The sequence below is a fragment of the Micromonospora sp. NPDC049529 genome (assembly GCF_055586685.1).
In genome coordinates this window covers 170,344-191,790 of the sequence record NZ_JBVJHT010000014.1, presented here as the reverse complement: position 1 = coordinate 191,790, position 21,447 = coordinate 170,344, and the positions used below count along the sequence as shown (strand labels likewise).

The following is a 21,447-nucleotide window of genomic DNA, read 5'->3' as shown; positions in this document are numbered from 1 at the left end:
CCGGCCGGGCTCGTCCGCCGAGCCCGGCCCGGCGGGCTGACCGGTTCCGGTCAGGAACCGGGATGCTCCCGGCGGTCGGGGGTCTCGCGCAGCGGGTCGGAACGGACCGAGGCGCGCCCGGCCCTCGACCGCTGTGCCGCCTGCTCCACCCCGGAGAACCGGATCGATCCGGCGGCCAGGTCGGGGTGATCGACCGCGAGCGCCACCGCCGCCGCCTCCTCCAGCGTCAACTCGGCCCCCTCCGCGTACGCCGCGTCGAACGCCGCGTCCCCGAGCACAGCCCGCAGGCCGGCCTGCTCCTCCAGCCAGTACGGACCGAACATCCCGGCCGTGCTGCGCATCGCGGACCGGGTCGCCTGCGCCGCACCGAACAGACGGGCGGCGGTGACCGGGTCACCACCCCAGGCGCAGCGCACCGCGATCGCGTTGATCGTGTCGCAGGCCCGGCCGTGGAACCCGTGCCCCATCCGGGAGCGGAGCGCGACCACCAGGTGGTCGTGCGCGGCTACCAGGTCCCCCCGGGACAGCGCCACCATGCCGAGCAGCATGTCCACCGAGCGCCGGGCCCGCTCCGTCGGACGGGCCGCCTCCACCGGTCGGGCGGCCCCGAGCAACTCGGCCGCCTCGTCCAGCGCGCACCGGCGCCAGAGCAGCTCCGCCAGGCTGTAGACGGCGAACAGCGCATCGCCGGAGACGTCGTTCTGGTGCGCCCAGGCGATCACCTCGCGGCAGACCCGCTCGGCCTCGGCGAGCTGGCCCATGTCGATCAGCGGTGCGGCCCGGCCGGCGAGCACCCGCGCCTGCAGACCGGCGTCACCGGCCTGCCGGGCGGCTGACTCGGCCCGCTGCGAGAAGCGCAGCTCCTCGGCGAACTCGCCGTCCGCACCGGCGTGCAACGAGTGCATGTGGTACGCCGCAGCCAGCTCCGCCTCGGGAATCCGCTCACCGGTCTCGGCGATCCGACCGTAGAGCCGGAACAGCCAGAGTCGCCCCTCCCGGGCCAGCCCGCGTTCGCGCCACCACTGGTCGAGCCCACCGGCCAGTTGCAGGCCCTGGCGGGCACTGCCACCGGTCGCCGTCCAGCGCAGCGCGGCGCGCATCTCGTCGGCGAGCGGGTCGAGCGCGTACAGCGACAGGGTGACCGGCCGGTCGTCCGGCCCGAGGTACGCCCGTTGCAGGGCGTGCAGGGACCAGGCCACGTGCCGGTCCCGGGCGCTCTGCTCCTCCCCGGCGTCGACCAGCCGGCGGGCGGCGTACGCGCGGATCGGGTCGAGCATCCGGTAGGTGCTGCCGGAGATGTGCGGCTCGACCTGGATCATCGACTTGTCGGCGAGCACCGAGAGCGGGTCGAGCGGGTCGTCGTCGAGCAGCCACTCCACGGTGGCCAGGTCGACCGGGCCGGAGAAGACCGCGAGCCAGCGCAGCAGCCGCGCGGCGCGGGGCCCGAGGGTCCGGTACGACCAGGTGACGGTCGCCTGCATGGTGACGTGTCGCTGGGTCGCCGAGCGTTGGGCGGCGCGGGCGGCGGCGACCGGCGCCACGCCCAGCGCGGCGGCGGCCAGGTCCACGGTGTCGTGCTGGTTGGCGATCCACCGGGGCGCCGGTTCGGCGGGCTGCTCCGGCTCGTCCCGCCCCGCGTCCAGCGCGCCGAGCACGTCGTCCAGCCGTCCGGCGAGTTGGCTCGCGGAGAGGATCCGCAGCCGGGCGGCGGCCAGCTCGATCGCGAGCGGGAGGCCGTCCAACCGGGCCACCACCCGTTCCAGGTCGGCCGACTCGGCGGGGCTGGACCGGCGGCCGCCCCGGGCGGCGATGGTCCGGTCGAGCAGCAGCGCGATCGCGTCGCTCGGGCCACCGCCCGGCCCGGGCTCCACCGACAGCGGCGGGATCCGCCACACCACCTCGCCGGGCAGGCCGAGCGACTCCCGGCTGGTCGCCAGCACCCGGACGCCGCTGCCGCCGGTGAGCAACCGGGCGATCACCTCGGCGCAGGCGGCCGGCTGGGCGTCACAGGTGTCCAGCAGGACCAGCATCCGCCGCGAGGCGGCGTACTCGACCAGGGTCTCCGACATCGGCCGGCCGGGCTCGGGACGCAGGCCGAGCACCGCCGCGATGGCGAAGGCCACCAGGCCCGGATCGGTCACCGCCGCGATGTCGACGAACCAGACCCCGTCCGGGTACGTCTCCACGTCGGCCCCGACCACCTCGACCGCGAGCCGGGTCTTGCCCGCGCCACCGGCCCCGACCACGGTGACCAGCCGGTGCTCGTTGACCAGCCGGTCGAGCTCGGCCCGTTCCGCCCGGCGCCCGACGAACGAGGTGACCTGGGTCGGCAGATTGTGCGGTACGGCATCCGCCGTGCGCGGTCGGGGGAACTGCCGCTCCAGGCCGGGCGCGACCAACTGGAAGAGGCGCTCCCGGTCGTCGAACCCGCGCAGCCGGTGCAGTCCCAGGTCGAGCAGCGATGCTCCGGGCGGCAGCGGTGCCGCGTGCCGGGCGGTCGCACCGGAGCAGAGGACCTGCCCACCGTGCGCCGCGGCGGCGATCCGGGCGGCGCGGTGCACCTCGGCGCTGGCGTACTCACCGGCGAGCGGTTCGGCGTGTCCGGTGTGCAGTCCCATCCGGACCCGTGGGGTGGCCTCGGGGGTCGGCCACTCGTGGCTGGCCAGGGCCCGCTGTGCGGTCAGGCAGGCGTCGAGGGCGGCGGCCGCGTCGGCGAACGCGATGAAGAACGAGTCGCCCTCGGTGAACAGCTCCGTGCCGTCACTGGCGGCCAGGGTGGAGCGGAGCAGCCGTCGATGCTCGCTGAGCACCGGGCGATAGCCCGAACCGAGCATCTGGGCCAACCGGGTCGAGCCCTCGATGTCGGTGAACATGAAAGTCACCAGCCCACTCGGCAGGTGGATCCGTACCGACATGCGTGGAACCTCCGCCCCCTGGAAGTCGCGTTTATGCTGCCGCATTTCGACGTCACCGCGCATCGTAGGAACGGACGGGGCGAGCCCGACCCAAGGTGCCAACCCACTACGCGACCATGGAAGAACGACTAAATGTCAGCTCTTGGGCAATCTAGACGCTCGGGGCACATCGGGCATCATGCGCAGTTGCCGCAGAATGGAAAGGAGGCGAGCAGCGGGGCACCACTCAGCAGCCGCAGCCGCCGCCGCAACAACCGCCACCGCCACCGGCCGGGCGGGCCCCGGCGGAGCCACCCGCCACCGAACCACCGCGACCGGTCACCGACACGGCGGAGAGCAGCTTCACCGTGTCCTCATGGCCCTGCGGGCAGGTCGCGGGCGCGGACGCCTCGGCCATCGGTCGATTCATCTCGAAGGTGTCACCGCAGGCGCGGCAGCGGAACTCATACCGGGGCATGGCAACAGGGTACGACCGCCCCTGACGATTTTCGCCGGGGTGGGTAATACTCGACGCGTGGCGGACGGGGAAGAACGCGTGACCAACGGCGCGGACAGCTCGGCGGCACGGCCGCTGCGGCGGGCCGCACCCCTGCTCGACGGCCCGCTCGCCAGCTCGGGAGCGGCACCGGAACCGATCCGGCCGGAGCAAGCCGTCCCGGTACCGACGGACGGCACCGCGACCGGCGCGAAGCAGCCCGAGCCCGGCGAGTCGACGTCGACCGGCACCGAGCCCGGCGAGCCGACCGCGACCGACACCGTGACGGCCACCACCCCACCGAACGACGCCCCCCGCGCCGACGTGAAGGCGGCCGACACCGCACCGGCCCCGGAGACGACAGCCGGCACGAAGCCGACCGACACCGCACCGGACGCGGAAAAGGCGCCCAGCGCCGAACCGGACCCGCAGAAGACGGCCGACACCAAGGGCGCCGACACCGGACCGGACGCGGAGAAGACGCCCGACACCAAGGCTGCCGACACCGCACCGGACGCGGAAAAGCCGGCCGACGCCGCCGCGGCGGGCGCGGCCACCGGTGGCCGGCGCAACCGGGTGCCGTTCGCGCACGCGCTGCGCCGGTTCCCGCCACCGCGCCAGATCCCCGCCGCGACCATCCGCGCGGTCCGCTCCTGGGCCCGGGGTGGCAGCGGGCGGCTCGTCCTGCCCGCGATGCTCATCCTGGTCCTGATCGCCGCCGCCGGCCTGGCCGGCGGGGTGCTGATCCCGGCCACCTCGCACGTGCCGCCGTCGCGTGCCGGCGGCGCCGGTGGCCCCAACCCTGACCTCAGCGCACCGCCCACCGGGCTCGACGGCGCGGTCGCCCCGACCGACGGCGCCGGCCTGCCGATCAGCCCGCTGCCCTCCAACGGCCTGCCCGGTGCACTGCCGGCGACCGCGCGACCCGCCGACGTCCTCAGCAGCTGGGCCCAGCAGGCATCGACCCGGACCGGGGTGGCGCCGCAGGCGATGGAGGCGTACGGATACGCCGAACTGGTTCTCGCGCAGACCAAACCGGCCTGCAAACTGACCTGGACCACATTGGCCGCGATCGGCTATGTCGAGTCGCGACACGGCACCGCCAACGGCGCCCAGCTCGACGCAAAGGGAGCGTCCACCCCGAGGATCATCGGTGATCCACTCGACGGCCAGGGCAACCGAATGCGGATCATGGACACCGACCGTGGCGTGCTCGACGGCGACGTCACCTACGACCGGGCGGTCGGTCCAATGCAGTTCATCCCGACCACCTGGCAGGAAAGCGGCGTCGACGCGGACAACGACGGGGTCAAGAACCCGCAGGACCTCGATGACGCAGCCCTCGCGGCCGGTAACTATCTGTGCAAGGGCAGCCGGAACCTCTCCGTGATCGAGGACTGGTGGAACGCCATCCTGTCCTACAACGACGTGCGGGTTTACGCTCAGGACGTGTTCAACAAGGCCAACGAGTACGGCGCCAACAGTCGGGCGTAGTCTAGACGTAGCGTAATGGTCCACGTACATTGAAGAATTGGCCACTTTCGCCAGACTGCGGTTAGCGGCAAGCTGTAGAGGTGATGGTGCGCGAGTGGGATCCCCGGACCGCGTCGTCCGCCGAGATCGAGTCGTTGCTGGACACTGTCAACGCGGTCTTCGCGGCTGACCTTCCGGCGGATCCTCAGTGGCGGAACAGCTCACTTCGGGAGTATCTCGCCGAGGTGATGCCGGGTGAACGACGAATTTCCTGGATCGCCCAGGAGCAACCGACCGCCGACGGCACGGCCGGCCGGATCGTGGGCCACATTCACGTCCTGCTGCTCGGCGACATCGGTGTGATCGACGTGGTCGTCCACCCGGACGCGCGCCGCCGGGGGCTCGGACGGGAACTGCTGGCCAAGGCGGCCCGGCGGACGTACCAGGAGGGTTTCTCCTCGCTCGGGGTGGAGGTCATCGGGGACACCCCGGCGATCCACTTCTTCGAGGCGCTCGGCTTCGCCCGGGAATACGTCGAGACCCGCAGCGTCCTGCCTCTTTCCACGGTGGACTGGGTCACCCTGGAGGAGATGGCCAACGGCATCAGCTCCGGCTACCGGCTGGAGTTCTACCCCGGTGGTCCGCCGGACGAGATGCTGGACGCGTACGCGCGGGCCAAGGCCGAGATCCGCGACATCGACGACGGTGACCTGGACCTACGGCCGAGTTCCTACGATCCGCAGCGGCTGCGGGACAGCCTGAGCTGCCTGCACCGGCGGGGCATGAAGCCGTACATCGTGCTCGCCGTGCACGAGCGCACCGGCGAGGTCGCCGGGTTGACCGAGGTGGTGGTGCCGGCCCAGCACCCGACCCGGGCCGACCAGTACGACACGATCATCGTGCAGGACCACCGTGGGTACGGCATCGACCGGGCGATCAAGGCACGGATGCTGTTCGAGCTGCGTACGGCCGAGCCGGACCTGGCCGAGGTGCAGACCTGGAACGCGCAGGCGAACGAGCCGATGCTCAAGGTCAACGCCGAGCTGGGTTTCCGGGCCGAGCGGGACTGGTGCGAGTACGGCGTGAACGTGGCCGAACTGGTGCACCGGCTCGACGCCAGCGGGGCCGGTACGCCGTAGCGCCCCCGGCCCCGACCGTCGCAGTGGGTCAGTAGCTCTCGCGCAGCATCTTGGCCGCCTCGACGGCCCAGTAGGTGAGGATGATCTGTGCCCCGGCCCGACGGATCGAGGTCAGGGTCTCCATGATCGCCCGGTCCCGGTCCACCCAGCCGTTCGCCGCGGCGGCCTCGACCATCGCGTACTCGCCGGAGACCTGGTAGGCGGCGACCGGCACGTCCACCGTGTCGCGGACCGCGGCCAGCACGTCGAGGTAGGGCAGCGCCGGCTTGACCATCACCAGGTCGGCGCCCTCGCTGATGTCGAGCTGCACCTCGCGCAGGGACTCCCGCAGGTTCGCCGGGTCCTGCTGGTAGCCCTTCCGGTCGCCCTCCAGGGCCGACTCGACCGCGTCCCGGAACGGGCCGAAGAACGCGGAGGCGTACTTCACCGCGTACGCCAGGATCGAGGTGTCCTGGTAGCCGGCCGCGTCGAGGGCCCGACGGACCACACCGACCTGGCCGTCCATCATCCCGGACGGGCCGACCATGTGGGCGCCGGAGGCGGCCTGGACCACGGCCATCTCGGCGTACGCGGCCAGGGTCGCGTCGTTGTCCACGCTGCCGTCCGGGGCGAGCAGGCCGCAGTGCCCGTGCGAGGTGAACTCGTCCAGGCACAGGTCGCTCATCAGCACCGTGCTGTCGCCCAGCTCGGCGTGCAGGTCGCGCAGCGCCACGTTGAGGATGCCGTTCGGGTCGGTCCCGCCGGAGCCCCGCTCGTCGCGGGTCGCCGGCACCCCGAAGAGCATGATGCCGCCGACTCCGGCCTGGACCGCCTCGACCGCCGCCTTGCGCAGCGAGTCGCGGGAGTGTTGCAGCACTCCGGGCAGGGTGGCGACCGGCCGGGGCTCGGCCAGCCCCTCCTTGACGAACATCGGCAGCACCAGCTCGGCCGGTGCGACCCGGGTCTCGCTCACCAGCCGGCGGATCGCCGGGGTGCGCCGCAACCGTCGCGGCCGGGTGTCGGGGTACGACATGGGTCCTCCAGTACCACCGGTCGGCGCGACCCGCCTGGTCGCACCGACCGTTCCTCGGTCGGTCAGCGGAACCGCAGCGCGGTCGGCCCCTGCACCTTCGAGCCACGGCGCTGCTTCGCCGGCATCGCCGCCAGCTTCTCGCGCAGTTCGACGGCGTACGAGGCGAGTGCCTCGACGAGGTCGGGCACCGAGGCGTTGCTCGGCTGGGCGTCGACCCGCAGGCCGAACTCCGTCGCCGTCTCGGCCGTCTTCGGCCCGATCACTGCCACCACCGTACGAGGGTGCGGCTTGCCCGCGATACCCACCAGATTGCGCACTGTCGATGAGGACGTGAAGAGGACGGCGTCGAATCCGCCGGACTTGATCGCGTCGCGGATCTCGGCCGGCGGCGGGGCCGCCCGGACGGTCCGGTAGGCGGTCACGTCGTCGACCTCCCAGCCCCGCTCGGTCAGCCCGGCGGCGAGGGTCTCGGTCGCGATGTCGGCGCGCGGCAGCAGCACCCGGCCGACCGGGTCGAGGATCTCGTCGTGCGGGGAGAACTCGGCCAGCAGCCCCTCCGATGACTGGTCCCCGGCCGGGACCAGCTCGGGCTGGATGCCGAAGGCGCGGACGGCGTCGGCGGTCGCCTCGCCGATACAGGCGATCTTGACACCGCCGAAGTGGCGGGCGTCCAGGCCGTGCTCGGCGAACTTCTCCCAGACCGCGCGTACGGCGTTGACCGAGGTGAAGATCACCCAGGCGTACCTGCCGTCGACCAGACCCTTGACCGCCCGCTCCATCTGGGCCGGGGTACGGGGCGGCTCGACCGCGATCGTCGGCACCTCGCACGGGATCGCCCCGTACGCGCGCAGCCGGGCGCTCATCACGCCGGCCTGCTCCTTGGTACGCGGGACGAGCACCTTCCAGCCGTACAGCGGGCGGTTCTCCCACCAGCTCAGCTTGTCCCGCTGGCTGACGCCCACACCCAGGGTGAGTACGACACGGCCGGTGAAGCCGAGCGCGGCGGCGACGAAGCTGTCCACGGTCGAGGTGGTGGTGTACTGCGTCTCGCCGGTGCCGTCGCCGGTCACGCCGACCGGGGTGGCGCCGTCGACGCCGACCGCGAGCAGGCCGTCGCGGACGGCGGCGAGGTCACCAGCGTCCACGGCGAGCGCGAGCGAACCCCGGTTGACGGCGGCGGCGAGCGCCTCGAAGTCCAGCGCGGTGACGTCGTCGACGTCGGCGGCGGTGCGTACGCCCGGCAGCGGGACCCCGGCGTAGCTGGCCACGCCCTCGGCCTGGCCGATGCCCGGCACCACCTCGAAGTGCACCGCGGTGCGGACGACCGCCTGCACCTCCTTGACCACCGAGTCGTGGCCGAACGGGTCACCGGCTACCAGGTGCACCGCCGACAGCCCGGACCGGGCCGCGGAGATCAGTACCTTGGCGACGTCGCCGGGGGCGCCCTCGGCCGGGCTGAACTGGGCGTCCTCCTTGGCCTCGGCGCGCAGGACATCGAGCAGCGACTCGGGGACACCCCGGTCGAAGATGACCTGGTCCGCCTCGACCAGCGCGTCATGCGCCCGGCGGGTCAGCAGGCCTGGGTCGCCGGGGCCGGCCCCGACGAACGCGATGTGGCCTGCGGGCTTACGGGTGCGGATCATGGCTGTGCTCCAAAATGCTGGGTCCTCGCGCCGGGGTGCGAAGGCGTACCGAGGATCGAGTCGGCGCCGCGGTCGAGGAGTTCGGCGGCGAGCGCCTTACCGATCCCCTCGGCGTCGGCGGGCGTACCGGTGCGGGACAGCCGGAGGTCATGGGCCCCGTCCGGACTGATCACCGCCCCGCGCAGGTAGATCTCATCGCCGTCGTCGCCCTCGGCGAGTTCCGCGAATGCGGCGACCGGTGCGCTACAGCCGGCCTCCAGGGTGGCCAGCAACGACCGTTCCGCAGTGATCGCGGCTCGGGTCGGTGCGTGGTCGAGTACGGCGAGCAGCTCGATCAGGTCCGGATCGTCGATCCGGCATTCGACCGCGAGGGCACCCTGAGCGGGTGCGGGCAACATCAACATCGGATCGAGCGTCTCGGTGATCTCGGCGGTACGACCGAGCCGGGTCAGTCCGGCGCGGGCGAGTACCACCGCGTCAAGGTCCGCGTTCGGGCCGAGCACGCGCTGGACGCGGGTGTCGACGTTGCCGCGGATGGGCACGACCTCGAACTGGAGGCCGAGCGCGTGCAGTTGGGCGATCCGGCGCAGCGCACCGGTGCCGATGGTCGAGCCGGGGGCCAACTCGGCCAGGGTGCGACCGTCGCGGGCGACGAGCGCGTCGCGCGGGTCCTCGCGCTCGGGTACGGCCGCGATGTGCAGGCCGTCGGCGGGCGCGGTGGGCAGGTCCTTGTACGAGTGCACGGCGAAGTCGATCTCGTGGGCGAGGAGCGCGTCGCGCAGTGCCGAGACGAAGACCCCGACGCCGAGCCGTTGTACCGGGGCGGTGGACCGGTCGCCGGCGGTGACCACCTCGACCAGTTCGACCTCGCGGCCGGTGGCGGCCCGGACCGCCGCGGCGATCTGGCCGGACTGGGCCAGGGCCAGGGCACTGGCCCGGGTTCCCAGGCGTAGTGCGGTCATCGGTCAGCTCCGGAGGCGGGTGGCGACATCCGGGGGGCGATGTCGGGGACGGTGTCGACCTGCGAGGTGCTCGGCACTTCCAGGTCGAAGAGTTCACGCAGCAGGGCGGTGTACTGGTCGCCGCCGGGCTCGGCGGCGAGCTGGCGGACCCGTACGGTCGGCTGGTGCAGCAGTCGCTGCACCACCCGGTGCACGGTGTGCGCCACGTCGGCCCGCTGGTCGTCGGTGAGATCGGGCCGGCGCTGGGCGAGCCGACGCAGCTCGGCGGTGACGACCTCGTCGGCGCGGGCGCGCAGGGCGGCCACGGTCGGCACCACGTCGGCGCCGCGCAGCCAGGTGAGGAAGGCGGCCACCTCGCTGGTGACGATGTCGGCGACCGCGGCGGCGTCGGTGGCGACGGGTCCGTCGGCGAGGTCGGCGGCGAGCCGCTCGATGTCGACCACGAGTACGCCGGGCAGCTCGGCGACGGCCGCGTCGACGTCGCGGGGTACGGCGAGGTCGAGCAGGACCAGCGGGGTGGCGGACCCGTTCGCGGCTCGCCGGGCCAGGGCGGCGGCCACCGTGTCCCGGGTGAGCACCGGCTCGATCGCCGCCGTGGCGGTGACTACGATGTCCACAGTGGACAGCGCTACGGTAAGATCGTCGAAGGGCACGGCGGTGGCGCCGTACGCCTCGGCCAGGCGCGACGCCCGGTCCGCACCCCGGTTGGTGACCGCGATCGAGCCGAGCCCGAGCCGGGTCAACGTCGCCACGGCCAGCGCGCCCATCGCACCCGCGCCGATCACCAGCGCCGGTCGGTCGGACAGGGATCCGCCGAGCCGGTTGGCGGCGATCTCCAGCCCGGCGCTGACCACACTCTGGCCCGCCTGGTCGATGCCGGTCTCGGCGTGGGCCCGCTTGCCGACCCGGAGCGCCTGCTGCATCAACTCGTGCAGCTGCCGGCCGGTCGCGTCGGCCTCGGTCGCCGCGTGGTAGGCGTCCCGGAGTTGGCCCAGGATCTGCGCCTCGCCGACGACCATCGAGTCCAGCCCGGTGGCGACCCGGAACACGTGCTCGACCGCAGCCTCGTCGTAGTGCACGTAGAGGTGGTTGGCCAGGTCGGCGGTCGGGCAACCCGCCTCGGCGGCGAGCAGCGCGCAGATGTCACCGAGCCCACCGTGGAAGCCGGAGACGGCGGCGTAGACCTCGACCCGGTTGCAGGTCGAGACCACCACCGCCTCACCGACGTAGGGCTGGGCGAGCAGGCGGTCGAGGATCCGGGGCAGGTCGGCCGTGGATACCGAGAGCCGCTCCAGGGTGGCGACCGGGGCGGTGCGGTAGGACGCGCCGACGACGAGCAGGTTCACGAGCCGACCACCTCCGTACGGGTCGAGCGGGTACGGCCCGGCGGGGCGGGTTCCTTGGTGCCGGTACCCGCGCCGGTGCCGCTGACGTCCTCGGTGCCGGTGGCGGCGAGGTCCGGATCGGCCTCGGCCCGTCCACCGGGTAGTGCGGTCAGCGATGCCTTGCGGTGTTCGTGGAAGGAGAGGATCTGCAACTCGATCGCGAGGTCGACCTTGCGCACGTCCACCCCCTCGGGCACCCCGAGCACGCAGGGCGCGAAGTTGAGGATGCTGGTCACGCCGGCGGCCACCAGCAGGTCGGCGACCCGTTGCGCGGCGGAGGCGGGGGTGGCGATCACACCGATCGCGATCGCCTCTTCGGCCGCGGTCGCCGGCAGGTCGTCGATGTGCCGGACGGTCAGCCCGTTGATCTCCTCGCCCACCCGGGCCGGGTCGGCGTCGAACAGGGCGGCGATCCGGAACCCACGGCTGGCGAAGCCCGCGTACCCGGCCAGCGCGTGACCGAGATTACCCACGCCGACCAGCGCGACCGCGCGGCGTTGGGTGAGGCCGAGGACGTACTCGATCTGGTCGATCAGGAGGGCGACGTCGTAACCGACCCCCCGGGTGCCGTACGAGCCGAGGTGTGAGAGATCCTTGCGCAGCTTGGCCGAGTTGACCCCGGCCGCGGCGGCCAGCCCCTCGCTGGAGACCGTGTCGTCGCCGGCCTCGGCGAGGTTGTGCAGGGCACGCAGGTATTCGGGGAGCCGGGCGACCGTCGCCTCAGGAAGATCCGGAAGCGCCGGAACGGCACCGGCGCGCCCGGACGCGCCTGCGGGGCGGTGCTGACTCATGTGACTCCGTGCGGTGCGATCCTCGACCAGCCGGAGTGGCGGGCCATTACAGGGCTCCCGCTTGCGACCGCTGTGACCGGCTGTGCTAGCAGGGCTCGTCGGAGTAACAGAGTAGGCGCTTGTGAAGACGTGCACAAATCGCGATCTTGAAGCCCCGCGACACGGCTTCACCAGGAACTCCATTCACAAGATCGGCTTGAGGGCGGGATGCAGCCGCCGTGTCGATTATTGCTCAATTCCGACTATTGTTGCCAACTCGACAGGCTAACGTGGGTACGCGTGGACCGCCCAGGTGAGGCCAGCCCTACCGGAAATAGGCAGGCCGACGGGATATGGACCGGTCGTCCGGTTGCCTAGCGTGGAGGACATGACCACCGTCACCGCCAACGCCGGACCGGCTCCGTCGACGATTCTTCGCCAACTCGGCGTCGATTCGGCGTACGTGCTGCTCGGGTTCCCACTCGCGCTGGCCAGTTTCGTCGTATTGATCATCGGCTTGGCGCTCGGCATCGGCCTGATGGTGACCGTGATCGGACTGCCGATCCTCGCCGGCACGCTCTACGCCGCCCGCGGCTGGGCCGACATCGAACGGCGACGCCTGCCCTCCGTACTGCACCAGCCCCGGATCCGGCCGCAGTACCGGGCCGCCGAGCCCGAGGCCAACGCCTGGCGGCGGATCTTCGTACCGATCGCCGACGGCCAGTCCTGGCTCGACCTGGCGCACGGAGTCGTCAAACTGATCGTCGCCGGGGCCACCTTCGTCGTCACCGTCGCCTGGTGGGCCGGGGCCATCGGCGGGTCGCTCTACTGGGCGTACGACTGGACCCTGCCCCAGGGCGACGGGAACGAAGGCCTGAACGTGCTGCTCGGACTCGGTGACTCGGCCGGCGCCCGGATCGGCCTGAACAGCGCCTTCGGCATCTTCCTCCTGATCACCCTCCCGATCGTGGTACGCGGCTGCGCACTGCTCCAGGCCAGCTTCGGCCGGGCCCTGCTCACCGGCGTCGCCGAGATGCGCAACCGGATCACGGTGCTGGAGGAACAGAAACGCGCCGCCGTCTCCGCCGAGGCCAGCGCCCTGCGCCGGCTCGAACGCGACATCCACGACGGCCCCCAGCAACGCCTGGTCCGGCTCGCCATGGACATCAGCCGCGCCCAGCACCAGCTCGCCACCGACCCGGACGCCGCCCGGCGCACCCTTGACGAGGCGCTGACCCAGACCCGGGACACCCTCGCCGAACTGCGGGCCCTCTCCCGGGGCATCGCGCCGCCGATCCTGGTCGACCGGGGCCTGCCCAGCGCGCTGGCCGCGCTCGCCGGCCGGGGACTGATCCCGGTCGAACTCACCGTCGACCCGCAACTCGGTACGCCCACCGGCCGGCTCGACCCGGCGGTCGAGAACGCCGCCTACTTCGTGGTGGCCGAAGCCCTGACCAACGTCGCCAAGCACAGCCGGGCCAGCGAGTGCTGGCTCACCGTCACCCGCGCCGACCGGCAACTGCACATCGCCGTGATCGACGACGGCGAGGGCGGGGCGCACCTCTCCAAGGGGCACGGCCTGGCCGGCATCGCCGACCGCGTACGCGCCACCGGCGGCACCCTGACCGTGATCAGCCCCACCGGCGGCCCGACCGAGATCCGCGCCGAGCTTCCGTGCTGAGGCCCGAGCAGATGACGCAGACCGACCCGGTGACGGAAACCGACCCCGCGATCAGCGCCGCCGCCAGCGGGGTGGACGAGAACGTGGTAGACAACCGAGCCATGCGTGTAGTGATCGCCGACGACGCGTTCCTGCTCCGCGAGGGGCTGGCCCGGCTGCTGACCGAGCACGGCCACGAGGTGGTCGCCGCGGTCGGGGACGGCACCGCCCTGGTCGAGGCGGTGGTCGCACACCTGCCCGACGTCTCGATCGTCGACGTACGGATGCCACCGAGCCACACCGACGAGGGACTCCGGGCGGCGGTCGAAGCCCGTCGGCTCGTCCCCCGGGCCCCGATCCTGGTCCTCTCCCAGTACGTCGAGGTCTCGTACGCCGACGACCTGCTCGCCACGGTCAACCCCGGACCCGGCGCCGGCGGCGGGATCGGCTACCTGCTCAAGGACCGGGTCGCCGCGATCGACGAGTTCCTCGACGCGCTCCGCCGGGTGGCCGGCGGCGGCACCGTGCTCGACCCCGAGGTGGTAGGCCAACTGCTGGTCCGGCGCCGCCGCGACGACCCGCTGCGCGAACTGACCCCGCGCGAGCGTGAGGTACTGAGCCTGATGGCCGAGGGACGCTCCAACACGGCCATCGCCCGCGCCCTGGTGGTCAGCGACGGAGCCGTCGAGAAGCACGTCCGCAACATCTTCACCAAGCTCCGCCTCCCCCCGGACGAGGAACAGCACCGCCGCGTCCTGGCCGTACTGACCTACCTGCGGGGATAGGGCTGACCTACCTGCGGGGATAGGGCTGACCTACCCGCGGGGACGGGAAGGGTCAGCCGGCGGCCAGCCGCACCGCTTCGGTGAGGGTGTCGGCCACCGGGCGACCGGAGGCGCGGAGGCGGTCGGGGTCGGTGAAGCCGCCGGTGTAGAGGACACAGGTGGCGCCGACCGATTCCGCCGCGTCGGCGTCGTCGATGGAGTCGCCGATGAGCACCACCGACGAGCCGTCGATGCCGATCTCGGCCAGGTGACGGGCCAGATGAGCGGCCTTGTGGTCACCCCCGACGGTGCCCCGCAGACCGTCGACCCGGCTGAACATCCCGGTCAGGCCGTACGTCTCGACGGCCGGAACCAGCTCCTCGTGGAACCACATGGACAGCAGCGACTGGGTTCCGGTCCAGGAGCGCATCGCGGTGGTGGCGTCCTCCGCCAGCTCACACGTGGTCAACCCGGTGCGGTACGCGTCGTGGAAGATCTTGTCGAGCGAGCCGAACGCGTCGGCGTCCACCGCCCGACCCAGCACGTCGGCGTAGTACTCGGAAATCGGTCGCCGGAACCTGAACCGGTGCTCCTCGGCCGTCACCACGGGCCCACCCACGCTCGCGAACACCACGTTCGTCGACGCCACGACCAGCCCGAGATCGTTGAGCAGGGTCCCGTTCCAGTCCCACACCAAATGCCGCCCCGTACCCACCCCAGCACCCTACCCCGCCACCCCGACTTCCGTTGATCTAGGGCAAATGGTGGTGATCAGAGATCAACTAACCCGCATTCGCCCTAGATCGACGACGCCACCGGGGGTGGGACGCCGCGGGGGTGGGACGCCGCGGGGGTGGGACGCCGCGGGGGTGGGACGCCGCGGGGGTGGGTTAGGGGGTTTGGGTCAGGGCTTGGTGGAGGCGGGGTTCCTCGACTCGCCAGTAGCCGTGTTCCTTGCCGTCGAGGAGGATCACCGGGACGCGGTCGCCGTACTCGCGTTCGAGTTCCAGGTCGTCGGTGATGTCGACCTCGACCCAACGGTCGCCGGTGGTGGCCACCACCCGCTCGATGGCCTCCCTGGCCACCTCGCACAGATGACACCCGGGTCGGGTGATCAGAGTCAGTCGCGGCTCGCTCGCCATGGCGTTCTCCCAGGTCCGGCACAGATCGCAGAAGTCTGGCACAGACCCGTCCCGACCGGTGCCGCGCATCGACGCACAGCTGCCCCTCGACTTCGCCGGTGCGTCACGGTACCGTCCACGAGACCGGGTGCCCGCATGGAAATATCACGAACGGGACCGGCGATCACCGCTAGCACTCATGCCGGCGGCACGCCAAGCCGTGCCGTTTCTCGGCGTGTCGCGGCATCTTCGCAGCTCACGGGTGTGTTCACTCCACTGTCTGGGATCCGACAACGCACATTTGGTCCGGTCCAGAACGGCAAATCTGGGAAATACTTTGGCTCTGTGTAACGGACTCGCCACGCGTGGGTGACGTTGGCCCTATCATCACTCGGGTCGGCTCACCCCTTTTGCTGTGAGTCGACACCCCTCAGCCCGAGGAGGCCGCCGTGCCCGTAACCGCACTGCACCCGCACCTCATGGATGCGTGCCGCCAACCGGGGCTAACCGCCCCCGGTCCGGTGGATCGTGCCGGTCCAGGCCTCGATCGCGGCATCGTCGCCGCGACATCGCGGCGACCGGTCCCGCTGGCGTACCGGCTCGGGGAGGGCCTGTGAGCACTTACGGATACGCGGACTCCACACGTCACCACGAGGTCCAGTCCGCCCGCGCCGCCCTGAACCAGGGGCTGAACATGCTGCGGGCGTCCATGCTGCGGATGCCCATGGACGACATGCTGAGCCTGGCCGTACGCGGCGAGGGCAGTCCGAAACGGACCCGGAACCGACCACATCCGAACGAGACGCCGTCCCGACACACTCCACCGGGCAACAACGCCCGGCCGATCAGTGGTCGGGTGACCAGCCCGACCCGACCGACGATGCCGGCCCAACCCGGCCCCGGACAGACCAGCCCCCGGCCGGACGCGCCGGAGACCGAGACCGCCATCCTGCCGGTCGTACCCGGTGTCGAACCGGCCCCGGGACCGGCGGAGCCGCCGCCGACCGGCTACCCGGACCGCCCGGACCCGTCGGACCCCGCGACCGAGGTGTGGAAGCTGATCGAGCGGGCCCAGCAGGGCGAGTCCGAGGCGTTCGGCCTGATCTACGACCGGTACGTGGACACCGTCTTCCGGTTCGTCTACTTCCGGGTCGGCAACCGGCAACTCGCCGAGGACCTGACCTCGGACACCTTCCTGCGCGCACTGAAGCGGATCGGCAGCTTCACCTGGCAGGGGCGCGACCTCGGCGCCTGGCTGGTGACGATCGCCCGGAACCTGGTCGCCGACCACTTCAAGTCAGGTCGGTACCGACTCGAAGTTACTACGGGTGATGTGTTAGATGCGGATCGTGAGGACCGGGGTCCGGAAGGAAGTCCCGAGTCCGCAGTGGTCGAACACATCACCAACATGGCACTGCTCGGCGCGGTCAAACAGCTCAACCCCGAGCAGCAGGAATGCATCGTGCTCCGGTTCCTGCAGGGCTTCTCCGTCGCGGAAACCGCACAGACGATGGGCAAGAACGAGGGCGCGATCAAGGCCCTGCAATACCGCGCCGTACGGGCCCTGGCCCGGCTGCTCCCGGACGGGTTCCAGCCGTGAGTCCGGCAAATCCCGGATACTCAGGCCCGGCAACACCCATCACTCATCGTGATACTGCGGCCGAACGGCCCGTAACCGGGTGGGCTTACCGGCCGTTTGTCCCGATGCGACGGGCGGTTGCCCAGGCAGACCGCCGGCCCGTCGGTCCGGTCGACTGATTCGGCCACGGCCACGCGGCCCGGATTTTTCCAGCCGCCGTCGCGCGGTCGGCGACGATGCCGCCCGTATGGCCGTGACCAGCGAAGGGAGGTGCCCGCGGTGAATCTCAACCTATTCTGCCGCTGGCGCGCCGAGCGCTTCGCGCAACTTCTCGACGAAGCCAACGGCGGCCGTCGACACCACATCCGTTCCCGCGCCGACGACGACCTTACCGAACTGGTGACGGTCGGACAGCGAATGCGCGGCACCCGGCAGTCCGTCGATGTCGAGGTCGATCCCGAGTTCCGCAGCGGGTTACGGCTGATGCTCGTGGCCGCTGCCGAACAGGCGGCGATCGAGGCGGCGGCAGCCCCGGAGCGCAGTGTCGGCAAGCGTGCCGGCGCAGTCGTACGCCGTCCCGCGCGCAACGGCCAACGTACCCGCGCCCGGGTACGCGGCTCGATCATCGTCGGCGTGGCCGTCGGCGCGATCGCGGTCTCCGGCATGTCGGCGGCCAGCGAGAACGCGCTACCCGGCGACGCCCTGTACGCGGTCAAGCGGTCCACCGAACGGGCCCAGCTCGCACTGGCCAGTTCGGACCTGAGCCGGGGTCAGCTCTTCCTCGACTTCGCCCAGACCCGACTCGCCGAGGCGGTCGCGGTCCAGGGCGACCCGGTCGGCTTCGTGGCCGTCCTCGACGACATGGACGACGACACCCGCCAGGGCATCAAGCTCCTGAACACCTCCGCCGCGCAGCGCCGTGACGTTGCCGCGCTGGACGCGATCGGCAAGTTCCTGAGCGGCCAGCGCCGGCAGATCACCGGGCTGCTGGGCGGGGCGACCGCCGCCGAGAGCCAGCGCGTCGGGGACTCGCTCGACCTGCTCGACTCGATCGGCAAGCGCGCCGACCTGCTGCGTGCCGCGTTGCAGTGCGGCGCCGAACCGGCCAGCCGGATCGACCACCTCGGCCCGTTGCCCCGCGCCTGCGGCACCAGCCGGGGTGCCGTCGGGCTACCGCACGGTTCCCCGCAGGAGAGCCGCCCGAGCACCCCGCGGACCACGAGCGCGCCCCGACCGGAGGCGACGGAGGAACCCGAGGTGACCCCGACCGGGACCCCGGACCGCCCGCTGGAGAACGGGTCGAACGTCAAGAAGCCGATGGCTGACAGCACCACGCCGGTCGACGGCCGGCCCGCCAACTGACGGGTGCACCAACGAGCACGTCGAGCAACCGTGGGGTCCGGGCCTTTGGTCCGGACCCCACGGCCTGTACGCCGACAGCACGGCGTACACCAGTCGCGATCGTTCGACTACCCGGTGGAATCGTCGGGGCGGGTCCACGGCGGGACCGTGCTGCGGTGTGACGGACCCGACTAGGCTCGCTGCAGGCACCGACGCATCCAACGAGCGGAGGGAGGTCCGCGTGGCCCGGACCCGAAAGGTGACCGTCAGTACGGACGCACACGGTCACACCGCCGGCTGGGCCGCGACGGAACTGGAGGCGGCCCCCACGGCTCCCCCGGACCAGCGCGCCGCCGCCTTCTTCGACGTCGACAACACGATGATGCAGGGCGCCTCCATCTACTGGTTCGCCCGTGGACTGGCCGCGCGCAACTACTTCACCACCACCGACCTGGCCCGGTTCGCCTGGCACCAGTTGCGGTTCCGGCTGCTCGCCACGGAGCACGCCGGAGACATGTCCCACGCCAAGGAGGCCGCGCTCGCCTTCGTGGAGGGGTGGCGGGTCGAGGACGTCGAACGGCTCACCGAGGAGATCTTCGACGAGTTGATGGCACCCCGGATCTGGGCCGGCACCCGCGCCCTGGCCCAGTTGCACCTCGACGCCGGCCAGCGGGTGTGGCTGGTCAGCGCGGCACCGGTCGAGATCGGCCGGGTGATCGCGGCCCGGCTCGGCCTGACCGGTGCGATCGGTACGGTGGCCGAGATCCACCACGGGGCGTACACCGGTCGGCTGGTCGGGGACCTGATGCACGGTCCCGCGAAGGCGGACGCGGTGTGCCAGCTGGCCGCGGTGGAGCAGCTGGACCTGTCCCGCTGTGTGGCGTACAGCGACTCCTCGAACGACCTGCCGATGCTCTGCGCCGTCGGGCGGGCGGTGGCGATCAACCCGGACAACAACCTCCGCCGGGCCTCCCGGATGCGGGGCTGGGAGGTGCGCGACTTCCGTACCGGCCGCAAGGCGGCCCGGATCGCCGTACCGTCGACGGTCGCCGCCGGGCTGCTGGCCGGCGCGGTGACCGCCGGGCTCGCGATGCGTCGACGCCGGCAGGGCCAGTGACCGCGCCGCCGAGCACCGAGCCGGCCACCCGTACGGCCACCGAGCCGGCCGGGGGGCCGGCGCCACACCCGAAGCGTCACCGGCTGGCCGGCTCGGTCGGGCTGGTGGCGGCACTGGCCGCGAGCGGCGTGCTGCTCGCCCTGCCCACCGCCGACCCCGACCCGGTGCCCGGTGCGCAGGTGCAGACGATCGCCCAGGTGTGGCCGGACGCCCGACCGGTGGAGATTCCGGCCGCGCTGGCGGACGGGCCGGCGTACAGCCCGGTTCTCTTCCTCGACCCGCGCACCTCGGTCGGCACCGCGCCCAGCCCGGACGGAACCCACCTGCGGCTGGTGCTGCGCTCCGCCGACGGCGCGATCCGCGAGCTGCGCCGACTGCCGATCGCGGACGGAGCGCAGTACGCCGGGTTCGCCCGCGACGGCGACGAGTTCGCCTGGGCCGAGTCGATCGCCGGGGCGGGCGGTCACGGGCGTACCGAGCTGTGGGCGGCGAACCTGACCTCCGGCACGCCGGCCCGACGGCTCACCTCGGACGGCGGTGACATGGTCTTCTTCAACTCCCAGTACGACATGGTGGTCAACGCCGGTCGGCTCTACTGGGCCTCGGTCGCACCCGGCGACGAGACGGCGACCGAGATCCGTTCGGTGGCGCTCACCGGCGGGGAGGTGTCGGTGCGTACCGAGCCGGGCGCCTGGGCCGTCTCCGCCTATCCGTGGCTGGTCAGCGCCGGCACCGGGACGAGCGGCCCGGTGCAGCTGCGCGACCTGGAGCAGCGCAAGGTGATCGAGGTCGACGCCACCGGTTCCGAGCTGGTCACCTGTAGCCCGGCCTGGTGCCGGGTGCTGGTGCTGGCGGCCGACGGGCCGGGGCGGATCGAGCTGATGCGCCCCGACGGTACGTCCCGGCAGCGGGTGGCCGGCGGGGTGGCGACCGCCGCCGTCATCGACGTCGCGGTGCTCGACCGGTTCGAGGTGCTCTCCCTCGCCGATGCCGGCCGGACCGCGACCGACAGCCAGCAGTTGCTGCTGTACGACGCCCGGGAACAGCGAACCGTGGTGGTGACCGACGGCAGTGGCCTGGTGCTCTGCCGGGACGGCATCCTCTGGTGGTCGACTGGGGGCAGTGACGTCACCGCCTGGCACAGTCTGGACCTGCGCGCCCTGACGTAGACCCTGACGCCGGTCAGGGGCCGAACGGGTCCGGCCGGCGTTCCAGCAGTTGGTGCAGGGTCTGCTGGATCGTCTCGCGTACCTGGTCGGCGAGGTTGAACACGACCAGCGGGTCGTCGGCCTGGTCGGCCATCCCCTCGGTCGAGATCGGCGGGCAGAACTCGATCAGCCACTTGCTCGGCAGCGGCACCAGACCCAGCGGACCGAGCCAGGGGAACGTCGGCGTCACCGGGAAGTACGGCAGCTTGAGCAGCCGGGCCAGCGGCTTGATGTCGGCGAGCATCGGGTACGTCTCCTCGGCTCCGACGATCGCCACCGGGATGATCGGGGTGCCGGTACGCAGTGCCGCCGACACGAACCCGCCCCGGCCGAACCGTTGCAGCCGGTACCGGTCGGCGTAGAGCTTGCCGACGCCCTTGAAGCCCTCGGGGAAGACCCCGACCAGTTCGCCCCGGCCGAGCAGCCGCTCCGCGTCCGGGTTGCACGCCATCGTGCCGCCGGTCTTGCGGGCCAGTTCGGAGACGACCGGCATCCGGAAGACGATGTCGGCGCCGAGCAGGCGCAGGTAGCGGTGGGCCGGGTGCCGGTCGTGCAGCACCGTGGAGAGGATCAGCGCGTCCAGCGCGACGGTGCCGGAGTGGTTGCCCACCACCAACCCGGCTCCCTCGACCGGCAGGTTCTCCACCCCGGTGACCTCGGTGCGGAACCAGTCCCGGTAGAGCTGGCGCAACAGCGGGTGGAACACCCGGTCGGTCAGCTCGGGGTCGAACCCGAACTCGTCGATCTCGTACTGGCCGCCGAGGCGGCGGCGGAGGAAGGCGAGCCCGGAGGCGACCCGCCGGTCCCAGACATCACCGGGCTGGTCGGGGACCGCTGCTCCGATCGGCTCCGGCGCGGGCGAGCGCCCGTTCTCACTCATCGA

Annotated in this window: 16 protein-coding genes and 2 pseudogenes; 8 read left to right on the top strand and 10 right to left on the bottom strand. The window is 72.0% G+C overall.

Features of this window, described 5'->3' with window-relative positions; all coding sequences use genetic code 11:
• Nucleotides 1-50: 50 nt before the first annotated feature.
• Both ACZ6QQ_RS25040 and ACZ6QQ_RS25035 read right to left on the bottom strand, forming a co-directional pair.
• Nucleotides 51-2,915 carry a winged helix-turn-helix domain-containing protein gene (locus ACZ6QQ_RS25040; protein ID WP_465879496.1) on the bottom strand — a complete coding sequence of 955 codons (2,865 nt, stop codon included), beginning with the start codon at nucleotides 2,913-2,915 and terminating at the stop codon, nucleotides 51-53.
• Between the two features lie 226 nt (nucleotides 2,916-3,141).
• Nucleotides 3,142-3,372, bottom strand: a complete 231-nt coding sequence (locus tag ACZ6QQ_RS25035; RefSeq protein ID WP_465879495.1) for an FmdB family zinc ribbon protein — start codon at nucleotides 3,370-3,372, stop codon at nucleotides 3,142-3,144.
• Between the two features lie 57 nt (nucleotides 3,373-3,429).
• Here ACZ6QQ_RS25035 and ACZ6QQ_RS25030 point away from each other — a divergent pair, with 57 nt between their 5' ends.
• Nucleotides 3,430-4,884 (top strand): lytic transglycosylase domain-containing protein, encoded by a 1,455-nt coding sequence (locus tag ACZ6QQ_RS25030; protein ID WP_465879494.1) that lies wholly within the window; start codon nucleotides 3,430-3,432, stop codon nucleotides 4,882-4,884.
• 83 nt (nucleotides 4,885-4,967) lie between these two features.
• Nucleotides 4,968-6,002, top strand: coding sequence for a GNAT family N-acetyltransferase (locus tag ACZ6QQ_RS25025; protein WP_465879576.1), 1,035 nt, complete (start codon nucleotides 4,968-4,970; stop codon nucleotides 6,000-6,002).
• 28 nt (nucleotides 6,003-6,030) lie between these two features.
• Here ACZ6QQ_RS25025 and hemB read toward each other — a convergent pair whose 3' ends face one another.
• From hemB to ACZ6QQ_RS25000, 5 genes and pseudogenes are all read right to left on the bottom strand, one after another.
• Nucleotides 6,031-7,014 (bottom strand): porphobilinogen synthase, encoded by a 984-nt coding sequence (gene hemB / locus ACZ6QQ_RS25020; RefSeq protein ID WP_465879493.1) that lies wholly within the window; start codon nucleotides 7,012-7,014, stop codon nucleotides 6,031-6,033.
• 62 nt (nucleotides 7,015-7,076) lie between these two features.
• Nucleotides 7,077-8,657 (bottom strand): bifunctional uroporphyrinogen-III C-methyltransferase/uroporphyrinogen-III synthase, encoded by a 1,581-nt coding sequence (locus tag ACZ6QQ_RS25015; protein ID WP_465879492.1) that lies wholly within the window; start codon nucleotides 8,655-8,657, stop codon nucleotides 7,077-7,079.
• Nucleotides 8,654-9,619 (bottom strand): hydroxymethylbilane synthase, encoded by a 966-nt coding sequence (hemC, locus tag ACZ6QQ_RS25010; protein ID WP_465879491.1) that lies wholly within the window; start codon nucleotides 9,617-9,619, stop codon nucleotides 8,654-8,656. Before hemC ends, ACZ6QQ_RS25015 begins: the two co-directional genes overlap by 4 nt.
• Entirely contained in the window at nucleotides 9,616-10,965 is a 1,350-nt protein-coding gene (locus tag ACZ6QQ_RS25005; RefSeq protein WP_465879489.1) for a glutamyl-tRNA reductase, read from the bottom strand. The genes hemC and ACZ6QQ_RS25005 overlap by 4 nt, the downstream gene beginning before the upstream one ends.
• A 74-nt stretch (nucleotides 10,966-11,039) precedes the next feature.
• Nucleotides 11,040-11,795: pseudogene (locus ACZ6QQ_RS25000) on the bottom strand (redox-sensing transcriptional repressor Rex); the annotation flags it as partial.
• 367 nt (nucleotides 11,796-12,162) lie between these two features.
• Here ACZ6QQ_RS25000 and ACZ6QQ_RS24995 point away from each other — a divergent pair.
• Nucleotides 12,163-13,455: a sensor histidine kinase gene (locus tag ACZ6QQ_RS24995; protein WP_465879488.1), complete on the top strand. Its 1,293-nt coding sequence runs from the start codon at nucleotides 12,163-12,165 to the stop codon at nucleotides 13,453-13,455.
• A gap of 101 nt (nucleotides 13,456-13,556) precedes the next feature.
• Nucleotides 13,557-14,219 (top strand): response regulator transcription factor, encoded by a 663-nt coding sequence (locus ACZ6QQ_RS24990; RefSeq protein WP_465879575.1) that lies wholly within the window; start codon nucleotides 13,557-13,559, stop codon nucleotides 14,217-14,219.
• A 52-nt stretch (nucleotides 14,220-14,271) separates the two neighbouring features.
• Here the strand turns inward: ACZ6QQ_RS24990 and ACZ6QQ_RS24985 are convergent, their stop codons facing one another.
• Complete coding sequence (locus ACZ6QQ_RS24985) at nucleotides 14,272-14,913, bottom strand: HAD family hydrolase (RefSeq protein WP_465879486.1); 642 nt, start codon at nucleotides 14,911-14,913, stop codon at nucleotides 14,272-14,274.
• A gap of 175 nt (nucleotides 14,914-15,088) precedes the next feature.
• A complete protein-coding gene (locus ACZ6QQ_RS24980; protein WP_465879485.1) occupies nucleotides 15,089-15,340 on the bottom strand; it encodes a glutaredoxin family protein in 252 nt (83 codons plus the stop codon).
• A gap of 592 nt (nucleotides 15,341-15,932) precedes the next feature.
• Between ACZ6QQ_RS24980 and ACZ6QQ_RS24975 the strand changes: the two genes are divergently transcribed.
• The 4 genes and pseudogenes from ACZ6QQ_RS24975 (at nucleotide 15,933) to ACZ6QQ_RS24960 (ending at nucleotide 20,525) form a co-directional block, all read left to right on the top strand.
• On the top strand, nucleotides 15,933-16,919 hold the full coding sequence (locus ACZ6QQ_RS24975) for an ECF subfamily RNA polymerase sigma factor, BldN family (protein WP_465879482.1): 987 nt from the start codon (nucleotides 15,933-15,935) through the stop codon (nucleotides 16,917-16,919).
• A 258-nt stretch (nucleotides 16,920-17,177) separates the two neighbouring features.
• Nucleotides 17,178-18,056: pseudogene (locus ACZ6QQ_RS24970) on the top strand (DUF5667 domain-containing protein); the annotation flags it as partial.
• A 424-nt stretch (nucleotides 18,057-18,480) separates the two neighbouring features.
• Nucleotides 18,481-19,356, top strand: coding sequence for an HAD family hydrolase (locus ACZ6QQ_RS24965; protein ID WP_465879481.1), 876 nt, complete (start codon nucleotides 18,481-18,483; stop codon nucleotides 19,354-19,356).
• Nucleotides 19,353-20,525, top strand: a complete 1,173-nt coding sequence (locus ACZ6QQ_RS24960; RefSeq protein WP_465879479.1) for a hypothetical protein — start codon at nucleotides 19,353-19,355, stop codon at nucleotides 20,523-20,525. The genes ACZ6QQ_RS24965 and ACZ6QQ_RS24960 overlap by 4 nt, the downstream gene beginning before the upstream one ends.
• 13 nt (nucleotides 20,526-20,538) lie before the next feature.
• On the opposite strand, the gene ACZ6QQ_RS24955 is transcribed toward ACZ6QQ_RS24960, so the two are convergent.
• Nucleotides 20,539-21,444, bottom strand: a complete 906-nt coding sequence (locus ACZ6QQ_RS24955) for a lysophospholipid acyltransferase family protein (RefSeq protein ID WP_465879477.1) — start codon at nucleotides 21,442-21,444, stop codon at nucleotides 20,539-20,541.
• Nucleotides 21,445-21,447 lie beyond the last annotated feature (3 nt).

Bases quoted from the DNA above. Each gene is read 5' to 3' on its own strand.
- ACZ6QQ_RS25035 (WP_465879495.1), bottom strand. From the start codon at position 3,372: ATGCCCCGGTATGAGTTCCGCTGCCGCGCCTGCGGTGACACCTTCGAG.
- hemB (WP_465879493.1), bottom strand. From the start codon at position 7,014: ATGTCGTACCCCGACACCCGGCCGCGACGGTTGCGGCGCACCCCGGCG.
- ACZ6QQ_RS24980 (WP_465879485.1), bottom strand. From the start codon at position 15,340: ATGGCGAGCGAGCCGCGACTGACTCTGATCACCCGACCCGGGTGTCAT.
- ACZ6QQ_RS25015 (WP_465879492.1), bottom strand. From the start codon at position 8,657: ATGATCCGCACCCGTAAGCCCGCAGGCCACATCGCGTTCGTCGGGGCC.
- ACZ6QQ_RS25025 (WP_465879576.1), top strand. From the start codon at position 4,968: ATGGTGCGCGAGTGGGATCCCCGGACCGCGTCGTCCGCCGAGATCGAG.
- ACZ6QQ_RS24955 (WP_465879477.1), bottom strand. From the start codon at position 21,444: ATGAGTGAGAACGGGCGCTCGCCCGCGCCGGAGCCGATCGGAGCAGCG.
- ACZ6QQ_RS24995 (WP_465879488.1), top strand. From the start codon at position 12,163: ATGACCACCGTCACCGCCAACGCCGGACCGGCTCCGTCGACGATTCTT.
- ACZ6QQ_RS25040 (WP_465879496.1), bottom strand. From the start codon at position 2,915: ATGTCGGTACGGATCCACCTGCCGAGTGGGCTGGTGACTTTCATGTTC.
- hemC (WP_465879491.1), bottom strand. From the start codon at position 9,619: ATGACCGCACTACGCCTGGGAACCCGGGCCAGTGCCCTGGCCCTGGCC.
- ACZ6QQ_RS24990 (WP_465879575.1), top strand. From the start codon at position 13,557: ATGCGTGTAGTGATCGCCGACGACGCGTTCCTGCTCCGCGAGGGGCTG.